Below are 13,697 nucleotides of genomic sequence, written 5' to 3'. Positions count from 1 at the left end.
GGACCAAGCGTGACCTTCACCGCGTCGGCCAGCTGGTTCATGCCGCGCTCCAGGCCGCGCCGCGCCTCCTCATCGAAGGCAATGATCTTCGGCATACGGGTACTTCCTCCTGAGGCTCATGCCCGTGTGGAGGAGTGCCGGCCGCCGGCCGCCGGCAGCGTCCGCGACGAAGACGGTGCTCCGGGCTTCGGCCAAGGCACCCTTCGCGCCACTGGTTAGCACTCGACCCTACTGAGTGCTAACCCCTGTATAGCCCCCGGCGAGCACGAAAGCAATGGACCGCCGCGCCCGCGCCACGGACCACCGCCCGGACCGCCCTCCAGCCGAGGAGCTCGATCGTCGCGACAACGGCCCGCGCGGGACAGCAGTTGATCATCGCGATTGGCGGGGTGCCGCCGCATAGTCGGGGCTCGCGCGCCCCGAGGAGCCGAGTCTCGACATCGGCGGCGCGGCAGGGTTTGAAGCGCGCACGGCCCGCCGGGGTGGAGCCAGCGCCGGTCGAAATGGCGCGGGCGACTACCCTGCACGGGTGGACCGATCCTCCGTGTCGCGGCGTCTCGACCCCGCGCCGCAGGCACGGGGCGCTGCGTCGAATCGGCTCGAGACGGCCGATGGCGCAGGTCTGCTCGACACCGAGCCTGAGGAACCCTTCGACCGGCTCACCCGCCTGGCCGCCACGGTTCTCGACGCCCCGGTCTCGTTCGTCACCCTGATCAACGGCACCCGCTGTTACTGGAAGTCCTACGCTGGCGCGGTCGAGAAGGCCCCACCCGGACGTCAGACCCCGTTGGAAGGCAGCCTCTTCCGGCAGATGATCGACACGGGGCAGCCAGTCGTGATGCCCAATGCGACCCACGACGTCTGCACCAGGGACGACTTTCTCGTCCGCACCGCCGGCCTCCTCGCCTGGGCCGCCTTCCCCGTCCACACCCCCGACGGCCAGATCGTCGGCGCCTTCGGTGCCGCCGACAGCCGGCCGCGGTCATGGACGCAGCGCGACCTCGACCTTCTGCGGACCCTGGCCCAGGCCGTCTCCGGGGAGATCTCCCTGAGATACACGGCGGCCACGGCGACCGCGCTCGCCCGCACCCTTCAGGAAAGCCTCCTACCCCCGGAGATTCCCAGGCTGCCCGGACTTCAGGTGTCCGCCCGCTATCGCCCCGCCGGCGAGGGAGCCGAGGTGCTCGGCGACTTCTACGACGTCTTCCACACCAGCCGCGTCAGCCTCGGCATCGTGCTCGGCGACGTCGCGGGCAAAGGCGTCGAAGCCGCGAAGGTCACCGCTCTCGCGCATTACACCATCCGCGCCGCCGCCAGCCACACCCACGACCCCGCCGCCATCCTGAACCAGCTCAACACCGCCCTGCTCACCCAGCACCCAGACAGCGAACGATTCCTCACCGCCGTCTACCTCGCCGTTCACGAAGGCCGGCGAGGCCGCACGGTGACGGTCTGCTCCGCCGGCCACACCCCGGTCCTGCTCCGCCGCCGCGACCGAACCGTGACCACGGTCGGAGCCCACGGTCTCGTCCTCGGAGTCTTCAAGGATCCCGAACTCAGCACAACCCGGTTGCGGCTCCGACCGGGCGACACCCTCCTGCTCTACACCGACGGCGTCACCGAGGCCCGCCGCGGCCACGACCAGTTCGGCGACGACCGCCTCCGCGGGCTGTTCGCCACCACCGACGCCGCGAGCGCGGACGCTCTCACGGCCACCATCGAGACCGCCGTCCTCGCCCACGCCGACGGGCCGCCCCAGGATGACATCGCCATCCTCGCGATCCACCTCCCCACCCGCCCCTGACGCCCTTTCCTCGCGTGACGACCTTGGCTCGGAAAATTCCGGTCTGAAGGTTGCGGGGTTTCAATCGGGGTTTGGTCAGGGTCGGAGGTAGTACCGGTCGACCGCCGCACCCGCCACCGTCGCGCCGCCACGGTCATTGGGCAGCACGGCACGCACTCAGGACAGGCCGGTGGCGGCGGCTGCCTCGGCCAATGTCGACCAGCCGGAGCCGATCATCACCCAACCGTCGTGGCCCGCGCGCGGGCTGCTGGGATCGTGCATCTTGACCTGCCAGCTACCAGGGCTGGTCTCTCTGGCCAGCGCTGCCTTGCCATCGCAGGTGCCATACCGGCTACCGAGCACGCCCGCGGACGTGGGCGGCGTGGAGGCGGAACCATTCTCAGCGGACATAAGGCGCCTCTCCATGGGAGATCACCGACGTGCCCGGCTGAGCCTGAGGCTCGTAGAGCCGCGACGCTGACGCGCGGCAGGCCGGCTGCTTCCCAGCGACCTGAGCCTACGCCGCCCTCGCCCAACCGCCGACTCCGGACCGAGCGACCAGTCATGAAATATCGGATGGCGACGTACGATCTCGCGCTGACGAAATCTCATAACTGGCGCCCAGTCGCCTTACCCTGGCCTGGGATGATCGGCCGGATACCCCCGCCGGGTCACGCGCCTCGTCCCGGCGAACGCGCGAGCCTTTCATGATCTAGTGGAATCCTCGGAGCCCCAGCTCCCAAAATGCCACCAGATCATGACAGCGCGCCGACGGTCAGCGCCCCGAAGAGGCCGCAGCGAACCACCCGCCACCCCTGCGCCTACAGGCATCCAGTAGAACGCCCCAATAATGGCTCCCGAGGGAAACAAAAAATCCCCATCACTTCCGCGACAGGGGCTCCAACATACTTACAGACAAAAAAGGAAAGCTGGACGTTTAGCTCGGGGTTCCACTATCCCCGGAATCCGGAATGGAGCTTGGCGGATTCTATCCCCGATCCACCCGGACCCGATGAGCCAGCGTGGCGAGGCCGGGGCAGCCGGGCGTGAAGCCCCCCGACTATGKGGATTCCAGGGGAATCATTCCCTAGGCAGAAATTACGCGTATTGCGCGGGAACCCCGGAAGATGCTCGAAGACCACCGAACAGGGATAAACCCGATCGAGTGGAGCTGAGGGGATTCGAACCCCTGACCCTCACACTGCCAGTGTGATGCGCTACCAGACTGCGCCACAGCCCCATATTCTGTTTTTCCTTTGCCGCGTCCCAAACACTACTACATGGTCCGCGGTTCCGGTTTGGTGCCTGTCTGTACCTCTTGTCCGGCCCGTCAGGCCGGTGGTCGAGAGTGTACAGGATCCGTGTCCGGGGCTGTCGAGGTGTCCTCGTCATGCATCAGCGCCTGACTTGGGAGGACGGTCCCGACGGTCACGTTCAACGGGCCGGTGCCGACCTTATCAGGTCGAACGAGGCCGACATTGTGCTCGACCAGCCGGAACCGTCCGTGTTCGTGCCGCAGCAGCGACCAGTGGCAGTTGCGCAGCGGGCCGAAGTGCCACCAGGTGTGCGGCGGCAGGCCGAGCAGGCGCCCGATGAGCGACCGGGCCGTCCCGCCGTGCAGGACGAACACGACGAGGCTGTCGGGCCCGACCGGCGGGCCGGCCGCGAGGATCTCGTCGAACAGCGCGCCGGCCCGGGCCGCGACCTCGACGTAGGTCTCGCCGCCGCCCCGGCGGATGTCCTCACCGCGCCGCCAGGCGGCGTCCTCCTCCGGGAACAGCCGGCCCGCCTCGTCCGACGTCAGGCCCGACCAGGCGCCGAGGTCGATCTCGCGCAGGCGCGCGTCCGAGCGGTAGGGCAGGCTGACCGCGGCGGCGGTCGCGCGGCACCGCATCAGATCGGACGACACGACCAGATCTGGACCCATCGCCCGGATCACCGGCCCCACGGCCGCCGCCTGGGCCCGCCCGACCGTGTCCAGGGGCGGGTCGGCCTGGCCCTGGAAGCGCCCGTTGTCGTTCCATTCCGTCCGGCCGTGCCGCAGGAGCAGCAGTCTCACCAGGAGCCGGCCGCGCGGTCCGCGTCGGAGGGCGTCGGGGTGGCCGAGGCACCGGCACCGACCATCGCCCTCGCCTTGTCCTTGTCCTCGAACTCGACGCGCGGGCAGTCCTTCCACAGCCGCTCGAGGTCGTAGAACTCGCGCTCCTCGGTGCGCTGGATGTGCACCACGATCTCGGAGAAGTCCAGCAGCACCCAGCGGCCCTCCCGCTCGCCCTCGCGGCGCAGCGGCTTGACCCCGACGAACCGTAGCTTCTCCTCCACCTCGTCGAGGACGGCCTTGACCTGCCGCTCGTTGTCGGCGGACGCGAGCACGAAGCAGTCGGTGAGGGCCAGCCGCTCGCTGACGTCGAGGATGACGAGGTCCTTCGCCAGCTTGTCGGCGGCGGCCTGGGCGGCGGTCAGAGCGAGCTCGACGGCCCGGGTGGAAGCGGTCACGCTACGGGTTCTCCAAGGTGGTGAGCGGGCGGGTCCTGTCGGCTGGAGGCACGGTGGTCAGCCAGCCCGGGACGCCGGATGTTGCCGGCCAAGTTACGGTAACCGGCGCCGCACACGAGGTCACGGCGGTTTTCACGTTGTTTGTCCGGCCGGTGACAGGCGTCATCCAGAACAACAGACCGGGACAAGCTGACATTCCAGCCCCGGTCGGGGCCACCGAAGCCGACTCCAGCCCCGCGCGTCCAGCCGACCAGCCCTCCAGCGGTGCGGCGGTCCGGCCGGCATCAGCTGGCAACGGGAGGCACGGGGTCCGTCCCGTCCCGGTGGGGGCGGTAGAGGCCGCGCTTGACGATGTAGCGCACGACGGCGTCGGGGGTMAGGTACCAGATCGGGGCGCCGCGRCCGACGCGGTCGCGGATGTCGGACGACGAGATCGCCAGCGCCGGCACCTCCAGCAGGCTGACGGAGTTCGCCGGCAGGCTCGCGTCGAAGGTGAGGTGGTAGCCGGGCCTGGTCACGCCGACAAAGTGCGCGAGCAGGAACAGTTCGTGTACGTCACGCCAGGTGAGAATCTGCGCGAGAGCGTCCGCGCCGGTAATGAAGAACAACTCGGCGTCCGGGTACAGCGCTCGCAGGTCCCGCAAGGTGTCGATCGTGTACGTCAGGCCGCCCCGGTCGACGTCGGTCCTGCTGACCGTGAACTGCGGGTTCCCGGCCGTCGCGAGGAACGTCATGAGATAGCGGTCCTCGGCCGCCGACACCTCCCGGTCGGCCTTCTGCCAGGGCTGGCCGCTGGGGACGAAGATCACCCCGTCGAGCGCGAACAACGCGGCGACCTCGCTCGCCGCGACCAGGTGCCCGTTGTGCACCGGGTCGAACGTCCCGCCCATCACCCCCAGCCGCCTGGCCGAAAACGCGGCCACACTGGCCGTCATCCGACGCCCCGGTGCTGCCTGGCCGGGAGAGGCACCCAGGCCGTCTCCGCGGTTTGTCCGGCGCTCTCGGCTCCCAGATGCCTTCCGACATCCCATGGGCTCGCAGCGTGCTGACGGAACGCAGGCATGACGCCGTGCCACCGCCCCATCCGATCAACCCAACCACCGATGGTGACAGCGCTTCGGCGCTGTACCAACGCAACCACTGACCGACCCCGAACCAGACCAACCACAGCTCTATCACCTCCGCCCCAGAACAGCGCGGGGAGGGCGCCCTAGCGCCCGACACGAGGCGGCCGCGTTCAGCGCGCCGGCTCGACAGTAACGCCACGCCCGGAGGACGTGCCTTCCTCGGACCGCCCTCGCCAGCCGGAGTGACCGGCGCCATACCCGTCAACACGCTCCCGCATCGGGAGCGGACGCCTGCCGGGCCGCGAACCGGCCCCGGCCGGGTCACCGGTTGGTAACCACGTGGACTCCCAAGAGACCCACCAGGACGGGTCCTGGCAGTTAGGCTCGGGGGCGCCCACGGAGGTACTTGTCACAAAGACCGGCACCGACGGGGCACCTGACCTGGCGGGACAGGGACGGGCCCGTGCGGCCCGCTCCACGCTGGTGACTAGGAGGCCGACGATGTCGGTACCCGGTTCGCGTCCTACCGGAGGCCATACGACCAGGCCCGGTCCGGCGCGCCCCGGCGGGCCCAGCCGCCCGGTGTCGGCCGCGCGGCCCGACCCGGCTCCGCCGCGCCCGGCGCCCGGCTCCGGCCCAGGCCGCCCGCTCGCGCACCGGCGGAGCAGGCCGTGGCGGTGAGCCCGGGCGTCAGCCCCTTCGCGGGCAAGCCGGCGGACGCCGCCGAGCTCGTCGACGTCGACGAGCTGCTGGCCGCGTACCACGACGTCCACCCCGACGCGGCCGACCCGGCCCAGCGGGTGTCCTTCGGGACGTCGGGCCACCGCGGCACGTCGACGAACGGGTCGTTCAACGCCGACCACATCCTGGCGACCACGCAGGCGATCTGCGAGCACCGGGCGGCGGCCGGCATCGACGGGCCGCTGTTCGTCGGGGCCGACACACACGCCCTGTCCGCCCCGGCGCTGGCGAGCGCGCTGGAGGTGCTCGCGGCGCATGGCGTCGACATCCGGATCGCCCCCGACGGCGAGGCCACGCCCACGCCGGTGATCTCGCACGCGATCCTCGCCCACAACCGTTCCGGCCGGCCGGGCGTGGCCGACGGCATCGTCATCACCCCGTCGCACAACCCGCCGACGGACGGCGGTTTCAAGTACAACCCGCCGCACGGCGGCCCCGCGGACGCCGACGTCACCACCGCGGTCCAGAACCGGGCGAACGAGCTGCTGGCCGCAGGCCTGGCCGGGATGAGCCGGCTGCCCTACGAGAAGGCGCGGGCCACGGCGACCGTGCAGGACTACGTGACCGCCTACGTCGACGATCTGGTGGACGTCGTCGACCTGGACGCGATCCGGGGCGCCGGGGTGCGTGTCGGCGTCGACCCGCTGGGCGGGGCGAGCCTGATCTACTGGCAGCGGATCGCCGAGCGTTACCAGCTGGACCTGACGGTCGTGAACGACACGATCGACCCGACGTTCGGTTTCATGACCCGCGACTGGGACGGCAGGATCCGGATGGATCCCTCGTCCCCGTACGCGATGGCCTCGCTGCTGCGCCTCACCGGGGCCACCCCGGCCGACGGCCGGGTGGGCTTCGACCTCGCGGTCGCGAACGACGCGGACGCCGACCGGCACGGCATCGTCACCCCCGCCGCCGGCCTGCTCAACCCGAACCACTACCTCGCCGCCGCGATCTCCTACCTGTTCGCGCACCGGACCGACTGGGCGCCGGCGGCGGCCGTCGGCAAGACGCTGGTCAGCTCGAGCCTGATCGACCGGGTGGCCGCGGGCCTCGGCCGGGACCTCGTCGAGGTGCCGGTCGGCTTCAAGTGGTTCGTACCGGGGCTGACGGACGGAAGTCTRGGCTTCGGCGGCGAGGAGAGCGCCGGCGCGTCGTTCCTGCGCGCCGACGGGACCGTCTGGACGACCGACAAGGACGGCCTCATCCTCTGCCTGCTGGCCGCCGAGATGACCGCGGTCACCGGCCGCGACCCGGGCGCGCTCTACGAGGAGCTGACCGCGACGTACGGCGCCCCCGCCTACCGCCGGGTCGACGCGCCCGCCACCTCGGCGCAGAAGGACGTCCTGAAGAGGCTCACCCCGCGGGCGCTCGGCGCGGCGACGCTCGGCGGCCAGCCGGTCGTCGCGACGCTGACGCACGCGCCGGGCAACGAGGCCCCGATCGGCGGCATCAAGGTCGTCGCCGACGACGCCTGGTTCGCCGCCCGCCCGTCCGGCACCGAGGACGTCTACAAGATCTACGCGGAGAGCTTCCGCGGCCCCGCCCACCTGGACTCCGTCCTCGCCGAGGCCCAGGCAATGGTCGACGCCGCCCTCGCCCGAGGCTGACCGCGCCCGCGCTACTACGCGAGCCACGCCTGACTCACGTGACGTCGATCCCGCGGCGCCAAGCGGCGCCTGGGTATCCGGAGGACCGGACCTCGACGGCCCGGAGATCGCCGACCCCTACCTCGACGGCGGAGGCAGAGGCGGCGACGGCGACGGCTGGGATCACCACAGCGGCTCCGACCATGGTCATCTCGACCGTGGCCGGTCCGGACTGACGACGCCGGGCTCTCAGAACTCGCTGTGCGCGACCGGCGCGCCCGGAGCGTGGATGACCGGGCCGTAGTGCTCGGCGAAGAGCTTCGCGATGAGCTCGCCCCGGCTGCCGACGCCGACCTTCGCGAAGATCGTCTTGAGGTGGTCGCGGACCGTGTGCGGCGAGAGGAAGAGCTCGGCGGCGATCTCCGGGTTCGATAGGCCGCGGGCGATCGCGCGGGTGATCTCCTGCTCGCGGACCGTCAGCCGGTAGGCCTCCACGATGATCGGCGCGATCTGCGACGACTTCGCCGGCTCGATGATCAGCGCCGTCGGGCCCGGCTCCCCGCCGGGGCGGCGCAGGCAGGACGCGTGCACCGACAGCCAACGCCCGGAGGACGCGCGCAGCCGGGCCGCCGCCGGCCCACGGTCCCGGCCGGCGGCGACGGACGCCGCCCGGGCCACCACGGCCCGGACCGGCGTCATCGCCTGGGACGACGGGGACCAGGACGGGCCGGCGAGCTCCATGAACAGGCGCTCGGCGTTCTCGTCGAGCGACAGCAGCAGGCCGGCGTCGTCGTACAGCGCGGTGCCGGGGCCGCTGTCCGCGGGATGGCGGGAGCCCTGGCCCGCGTCCCGGGTGGCGAATCCGCGCAGCGCGGTCGCGACGGCGGGGACGACCGCGCGCATGATCTTCACGTCCGCGGCGCTGAACGCCGGCCGGTGCTTGTCCCGCATCAGGTCGACGACGCCCCAGGTCCCGCCGCCCAGCCGGAAGGCGGCCCGTAGCTCGTCGCCGTAGCCCTGCGGGGCGATGAACTCCCGCCAGCGGGCGCTGCGGGCCGGGTTGTCGTCGGTGGCCGCGTACAGCGTGCCGACGCCCTCCTTCGACCGCGCGACGTCGCGGAACAGCAGGACGTCCTCGACGCGGCACTCCCGTTCCCAGTAAGACTCGCAGTGGCCCGACTCGACGTTCTCGACCCGGACGGGGAAGGTCCCGAGCACGGTCGCCGGGTCGGTGCCGAACCAGGCTCCGCAGTCGAACGGCAGGATCTGCCTGAGGCGCTCGGAGACGTCCCCGAAGAGATCGTCGCCGTTCTCGGCCTCGCGGCACGCCCGCTCCAACGCGGCGATATGCCGCTCAACCATCGCTGAGTCCACAGCCCCCGAACCCCTCCCTCGCGGGAACGCCGAGGCGCTGGTCCCGCGTGTACGGATCTCAGTGTCCCCGTGCCCGGCGCCGGCCCACAACCCCTCAACTGTGGGGGTCTGGGCCGGCCTGGCCCGCCGGTCGAGGGGGCGGTGGCCGGCAGAGGGCCACCAGCCGTGGGATCGCGGCGACGAGCCTCCGCGCCGACTCTTGGTCCTGTCACCAGGACCGACAGCAGGAGGACGCCGTGAAGCTGGGCATCGCGCTACCGAACGCCGTACCGGCGACTCCGGGCCAGGCCATCACCGCCTGGGCTCGGCGCGCGGAACACCTGGGCTTCGACGCCGTCGCGGTCATCGACCGCGTCGTCTACGACAGCTACGAGCCGCTGGTGACGCTGGCGCTCGCGGCGGCCGTCACCGAGCGCGTCGAACTCGTGACGAACGTACTGATCGCCCCGCAGCGGGGCACCGCGCTGCTGGCCAAGCAGGCCGCGAGCCTCGACCGCGCCAGCGGCGGCCGGCTCACGCTCGGCCTCGGGGTCGGCCTGCGCGACGACGACTTCGCCGCCACCGGGACCTCGCCGCGCGGCCGCGGCGCCCACTTCGAGACGCAACTGCGGCAGCTGCGGCAGATCTGGTCCGAGCCGACCGCCATCGGCCCCACCCCCGCGCGGCCCGGCGGCCCCGAGCTGCTGATCGGCGGGGAGGCCTCGATCGCCGGTCCGCGCGCGGCCCACTGGGGTGCCGGCTGGACGATGATGGTCGGCACACCCGAGCAGTTCGCGGCGGGTGTCGCCACGGTGCGCCAGGCATGGAAGGCCGCCGGCCGCCGTGACCAGCCGCGCCTCATGGCCATCTTCTACGCGGCGCTCGGACCGGACGCCTCGGCCCTCGCCACATCGGCGATCGACAGCTACTACGCCTGGCTCGGCCCGGAGACCGTCGGCTGGATCGCCGGCACCGCCGCGACCGACGAGAACGCCCTCGCGGCGCGCATCAGGGCATTCACGGCGGCCGGAGCCGACGAGATCGTGATCTGCCCCTGCTCGCACGACATCCGGCAGCTCGACCGCATCGCCGCTGTCGCCCTGTCGACGACCGTCGCCGGCTGATGGCCCGCCCAGCACGTTCAGCCCGCCCAGCGCGCTCAGCCCCCCGGTTCAGGGCCACGGCTACGGCCACCGCCGCGGCCACAGCGGCCACAGCGGCCACGGCCACCGCGGTCGTGGCCTTCGGCCGGCGCCGCCGAGCCTGGACGACGCTCTCACAGCCCCACGCCCGGACCTCACGGTCGGACGCGCTCCCCACATCCGAACGCCCAGACACCGAACGCCCAGACAGCACATGCTCAGGCAGAAGAGGAACCCCCGGTATGACTCCCGACCTGCTTCAAGCCGACCCGGACATCGCCGCCCGCACCAGCGTCGACGCGGAGCTCGCGGCCGGCCTGGATCGGCTCGCGGCCGACCTGGACGGGCCGCTGCTGCGGCCCGCCGACGACGGCTGGGACACCGCCCGCCAGGCCTGGCACCTGACCGTCGACCAGCGGCCGACGGCGGTCGTCACCGCGCTGTCGGTGCGCGACGTCGCCACCGTCGTCCTGGCCGCGGCCGAGCTCGGGCTGCGCGTCGCCGCGCAGTCCACCGGGCACAACGCCGCGCCCATGGGCGACCTGGCGGGCACGATCCTGCTGCGGACGTCGGCGATGCGGTCGGTCCACATCGACGCCGAGGCGTGCCTCGCGCGGGTGGAGGCCGGCGCGCTCTGGATGGACGTCACCGACGCCGCGGCACGGCACGGCCTCGCCGCCCTCGCCGGTTCGGCCCGTGACGTCGGCGTCGCCGGCTACACGCTCGGCGGTGGGCTGAGCTGGCTCGGCCGTTCGCACGGTCTCGCCGCCAGCAGCGTCACGGCGATGGAGGCCGTCACCGCCGACGGCCGGTTCCGCCGGGTCCACGCCGGTCAGGACCCCGACCTGTTCTGGGCGCTGCGTGGCGGTGGCGGCGGCTTCGGCATCGTCACCGCGCTGGAGTTCCGCCTCTACCCCGTCACCGACGTCTACGCCGGCGTGCTGTTCTTCCCGATCGAACGGGCCGAGGAGGTGCTGCACGCCTGGCGTGGCTGGCTGCCGTCCGTGCCCGACGAGGTGACGTCCGTCGGCCGGCTGCTGCGCTTCCCGCCGCTGCCCGAGCTGCCCCCGGCGCTGCGCGGCCAGTCCTACGTGGTGGTGGAGGCGGCCTGCCAGCTGCCGCCCTCGCTGGCCGCCGCGCTGCTCGCGCCGCTGCGGGCGCTCGGGCCGTCCCTCGACACGTTCACCACCAGGCCGGCCAGCGAGCTGGGCCTGCTGCACATGGATCCCGACGGCCCGACGCCCGCGCACGGCGACGGCATGCTGCTGCGGGCCCTGCCGCCCGAGGCCGTCACGGCGTTCGCCAGCGGCGCCGACGGCGCGGACGCGCTGCTCTCGCTGGAGCTGCGCCACCTGGGCGGGGCGCTCGCGCCGGGACGGCGGCCCGGCGGCGCGGTCGACGGCATCGACGCCGCCTTCGCGCTGTTCGCCGTCGGGATCACTCCCGACGCCGCGTCCGCCCAGGCGGTGCGCTCGGCGGTGGACGCCGTCCAGCGCCGGATGGGCCCGTGGTCGACGGGCGGTGCCTACCTGAACTTCGCGGAGCGGCGCCGATCCGGCGAGGAACTGTTCGGCGCGCGGACATACCAGCGTCTCCGTCAGATCAAGGCCGCCTACGACCCGGCCGACGTCATCCGCTCGAACCACCCGGTCGAGCCCTGAGACGACGGGCGGCACCCGACCTCGCGTTGGATTCCGTCATCGCCGGCGGGGCCTGGCTTCGGACCGGGCGGTCCGAAGCCAGGCGGAACCGCGCCGTCTCAGGTGGTGGTCCCGCTGGGGACAGGACCGGTGGTGGTGTCGGCCGAGACCGGATCCGGATCCGGCGACGAAGCCGGGTCCGGGGAGGCGGGAGCTGGGGAGGCCGGAGCCGGGGAGCCGCCGCCGTCCGTACCGCCGGCCCCGCCCGTGCCGCCTGTACCACCTATACCACCCGAGCCGCTGGCCTCGCCGTTCGTGGGGCGGTCACGGCGGGTGCGGCCGGTGCGCCGCAGGGCGCGGGGCAGGCGGTAGAGCAGGTAGAGGACGACGATGACGAGGGCGATCAGCGCGATCACACCGAGGGCCGAGATGATGTCCTCGAGGCCGGAGACGAAGTCATGCCAGGCGGAGCGCAGCGCGTGCAGGAAGCCGTTCTCCCCCTTCGGCTCGCCGCTCTGGGCGCCCTTCTCGGCGAGGTCGATCGTCAGGGTGGCCAGGTCGCTCTGGTCCGCGAGCACCTTGCGCTGGCCCTCGAGCTGCTCGATCTGGGTCTGCACCCCGTCGATCTGCTGCTGCACCTGGAGGATCTCGCCGACGGTCGTCGCCTTGCCCAGCAGCGTCAGGTAGGTGGTCCGTGACGTGCCCAGCGCGCTCAGGCGGGCCTCGAGGTCGACGTACTCGGCGGTGACGTCCTTGGAGCTCATCGTCGACGTGAGGACGGTGCCCGCGCCGCCGACGGCGTCCTGCAGCTTGGTGAACGAACCGGCCGGCACCCGCAGGGTGATCGTCGCACTCTGCCGGTCGTCGTCGGCCGTCGTCGCGGTACCGCTGACCTGGCTGTCCGCGAGGTAGCCGTCCAACACCTCGGCGACGGCCGCGATCCGGCGAATCGTCGACTGAACGGAACCCGCGGCGACCTCGACGCTCATCGACCCGGTCCACACGATCCGCGGCTGGGCTCCGGCCGGGCGGGCCGCGCCCGAACCGCTCCCCGGCGTCGGGACCGGGCCCGCGGGCCCGGTGACGGCGGGCGCGTCGGCGGCGGACCCGGACAACGGGGGCACGGCGCGCTCGGCGGTGCTGGCGTCGCCGGCGGTGCCGACGCCACCGCTGTCGGCGATCCCACTCCCGCCGGCGGCGTCGGGCTTGATCGCGGCGGGAGCCGGCAGGCTGTAGCTCGACGTGCCGCCGCCGCCCGCCGTACCCAGCGCGACGATGATCACTATGACGATGGCCAGGGCCACCGCGCCCATGAGGGCGCCGCGCCGGGTCACCCGCAGCTGGCGCCCGCCCCCAAGCGGGATCCGCGTCCCCCCGGTGCCGTCCTGACGCCTGGCGGCGAGCGCCGCCCGCGCCGCGAGCCAGCCGGCCCGCAGCGCCCCGTCCCCGGTCCGCGCGACCGGCGGAGCCGACGACGCCGACGCTGATGACTCCGAGGCCGCGCCGCCCGGTGCGGCGGCGGCCCGGGCGCCGCCGGCGGCCGGGCTGGCGTCGGCCGGAGCCTCGCCAGGCCTCGGCGCCGGCGCCTCCCTCGGCAGGGTCGCCGTGGCGCCCCCCGCCGTACCCACGCCTCCCCCGGGCTCCGGTTCCGCCCGACCGCCCAGCCCCTCGTCCGACGCCATTGCCGCCCTCCGATCCGTGCCTCGCGGCACCTCGAAGGCATTGGACGCGCCCCACCCGCGATCGGTTTCACCCGCGCCGCGTACTCCGGCGGTGTCAGTGGTGGACGGTCGGGGCGGGATCGGTCGGACGCCGTCGCCGCCTCCACGCGTCGGCTGCGGCGCGCGCCGCGGCCGGTCGGAGCCAGCCACCGCGGCGAATGCCCGTCG

10 protein-coding genes and 1 tRNA gene are annotated in these 13,697 nt (G+C 72.7%); 4 read left to right on the top strand and 7 right to left on the bottom strand.

Features of this window, described 5'->3' with window-relative positions:
• Positions 1-544: 544 nt before the first annotated feature.
• Positions 545-1,804, top strand: a complete 1,260-nt coding sequence (locus BL253_RS31080; RefSeq protein ID WP_081438875.1) for a GAF domain-containing SpoIIE family protein phosphatase — start codon at positions 545-547, stop codon at positions 1,802-1,804.
• Between the two features lie 156 nt (positions 1,805-1,960).
• Here BL253_RS31080 and BL253_RS31075 read toward each other — a convergent pair whose 3' ends face one another.
• From BL253_RS31075 to nadD, 5 genes are all read right to left on the bottom strand, one after another.
• On the bottom strand, positions 1,961-2,194 hold the full coding sequence (locus BL253_RS31075) for a hypothetical protein (protein ID WP_076820873.1): 234 nt from the start codon (positions 2,192-2,194) through the stop codon (positions 1,961-1,963).
• Between the two features lie 755 nt (positions 2,195-2,949).
• Positions 2,950-3,023, bottom strand: a tRNA-Ala gene (locus BL253_RS31070).
• 90 nt (positions 3,024-3,113) lie between these two features.
• Positions 3,114-3,842 (bottom strand): histidine phosphatase family protein, encoded by a 729-nt coding sequence (locus BL253_RS31065; RefSeq protein WP_076820864.1) that lies wholly within the window; start codon positions 3,840-3,842, stop codon positions 3,114-3,116.
• Positions 3,839-4,279, bottom strand: a complete 441-nt coding sequence (gene rsfS, locus BL253_RS31060; RefSeq protein ID WP_076820863.1) for a ribosome silencing factor — start codon at positions 4,277-4,279, stop codon at positions 3,839-3,841. The genes BL253_RS31065 and rsfS overlap by 4 nt, the downstream gene beginning before the upstream one ends.
• Before the next feature lie 284 nt (positions 4,280-4,563).
• Positions 4,564-5,202: a nicotinate-nucleotide adenylyltransferase gene (gene nadD / locus BL253_RS31055; protein WP_274535278.1), complete on the bottom strand. Its 639-nt coding sequence runs from the start codon at positions 5,200-5,202 to the stop codon at positions 4,564-4,566.
• Positions 5,203-6,017: 815 nt separating this feature from the next.
• Between nadD and pgm the strand changes: the two genes are divergently transcribed.
• Complete coding sequence (gene pgm, locus BL253_RS31050) at positions 6,018-7,694, top strand: phosphoglucomutase (alpha-D-glucose-1,6-bisphosphate-dependent) (protein ID WP_076820861.1); 1,677 nt, start codon at positions 6,018-6,020, stop codon at positions 7,692-7,694.
• A gap of 228 nt (positions 7,695-7,922) precedes the next feature.
• Here pgm and BL253_RS44190 read toward each other — a convergent pair whose 3' ends face one another.
• Positions 7,923-9,035, bottom strand: a complete 1,113-nt coding sequence (locus BL253_RS44190; RefSeq protein WP_076820860.1) for a LuxR C-terminal-related transcriptional regulator — start codon at positions 9,033-9,035, stop codon at positions 7,923-7,925.
• A gap of 248 nt (positions 9,036-9,283) precedes the next feature.
• Between BL253_RS44190 and BL253_RS31040 the strand changes: the two genes are divergently transcribed.
• Both BL253_RS31040 and BL253_RS31035 read left to right on the top strand, forming a co-directional pair.
• Positions 9,284-10,150 (top strand): LLM class flavin-dependent oxidoreductase, encoded by an 867-nt coding sequence (locus BL253_RS31040; RefSeq protein ID WP_076820859.1) that lies wholly within the window; start codon positions 9,284-9,286, stop codon positions 10,148-10,150.
• Between the two features lie 260 nt (positions 10,151-10,410).
• Positions 10,411-11,829 carry an FAD-binding oxidoreductase gene (locus BL253_RS31035; RefSeq protein ID WP_081438874.1) on the top strand — a complete coding sequence of 473 codons (1,419 nt, stop codon included), beginning with the start codon at positions 10,411-10,413 and terminating at the stop codon, positions 11,827-11,829.
• A 98-nt stretch (positions 11,830-11,927) separates the two neighbouring features.
• Here the strand turns inward: BL253_RS31035 and BL253_RS31030 are convergent, their stop codons facing one another.
• Positions 11,928-13,436, bottom strand: a complete 1,509-nt coding sequence (locus BL253_RS31030) for a DUF4349 domain-containing protein (RefSeq protein WP_158230453.1) — start codon at positions 13,434-13,436, stop codon at positions 11,928-11,930.
• Positions 13,437-13,697 lie beyond the last annotated feature (261 nt).

This window comes from Pseudofrankia asymbiotica (assembly GCF_001983105.1).
GTDB classification, from domain to species: Bacteria; Actinomycetota; Actinomycetes; order Frankiales; family Frankiaceae; genus Pseudofrankia; species Pseudofrankia asymbiotica.
This window is presented reverse-complemented; position numbering and strand designations above follow the sequence as displayed.

Excerpts from the sequence above, each read along its gene's own strand:
- BL253_RS31075 (WP_076820873.1), bottom strand. The coding sequence starts at position 2,194 with ATGTCCGCTGAGAATGGTTCCGCCTCCACGCCGCCCACGTCCGCGGGC.
- BL253_RS31035 (WP_081438874.1), top strand. The coding sequence starts at position 10,411 with ATGACTCCCGACCTGCTTCAAGCCGACCCGGACATCGCCGCCCGCACC.
- BL253_RS44190 (WP_076820860.1), bottom strand. The coding sequence starts at position 9,035 with ATGGTTGAGCGGCATATCGCCGCGTTGGAGCGGGCGTGCCGCGAGGCC.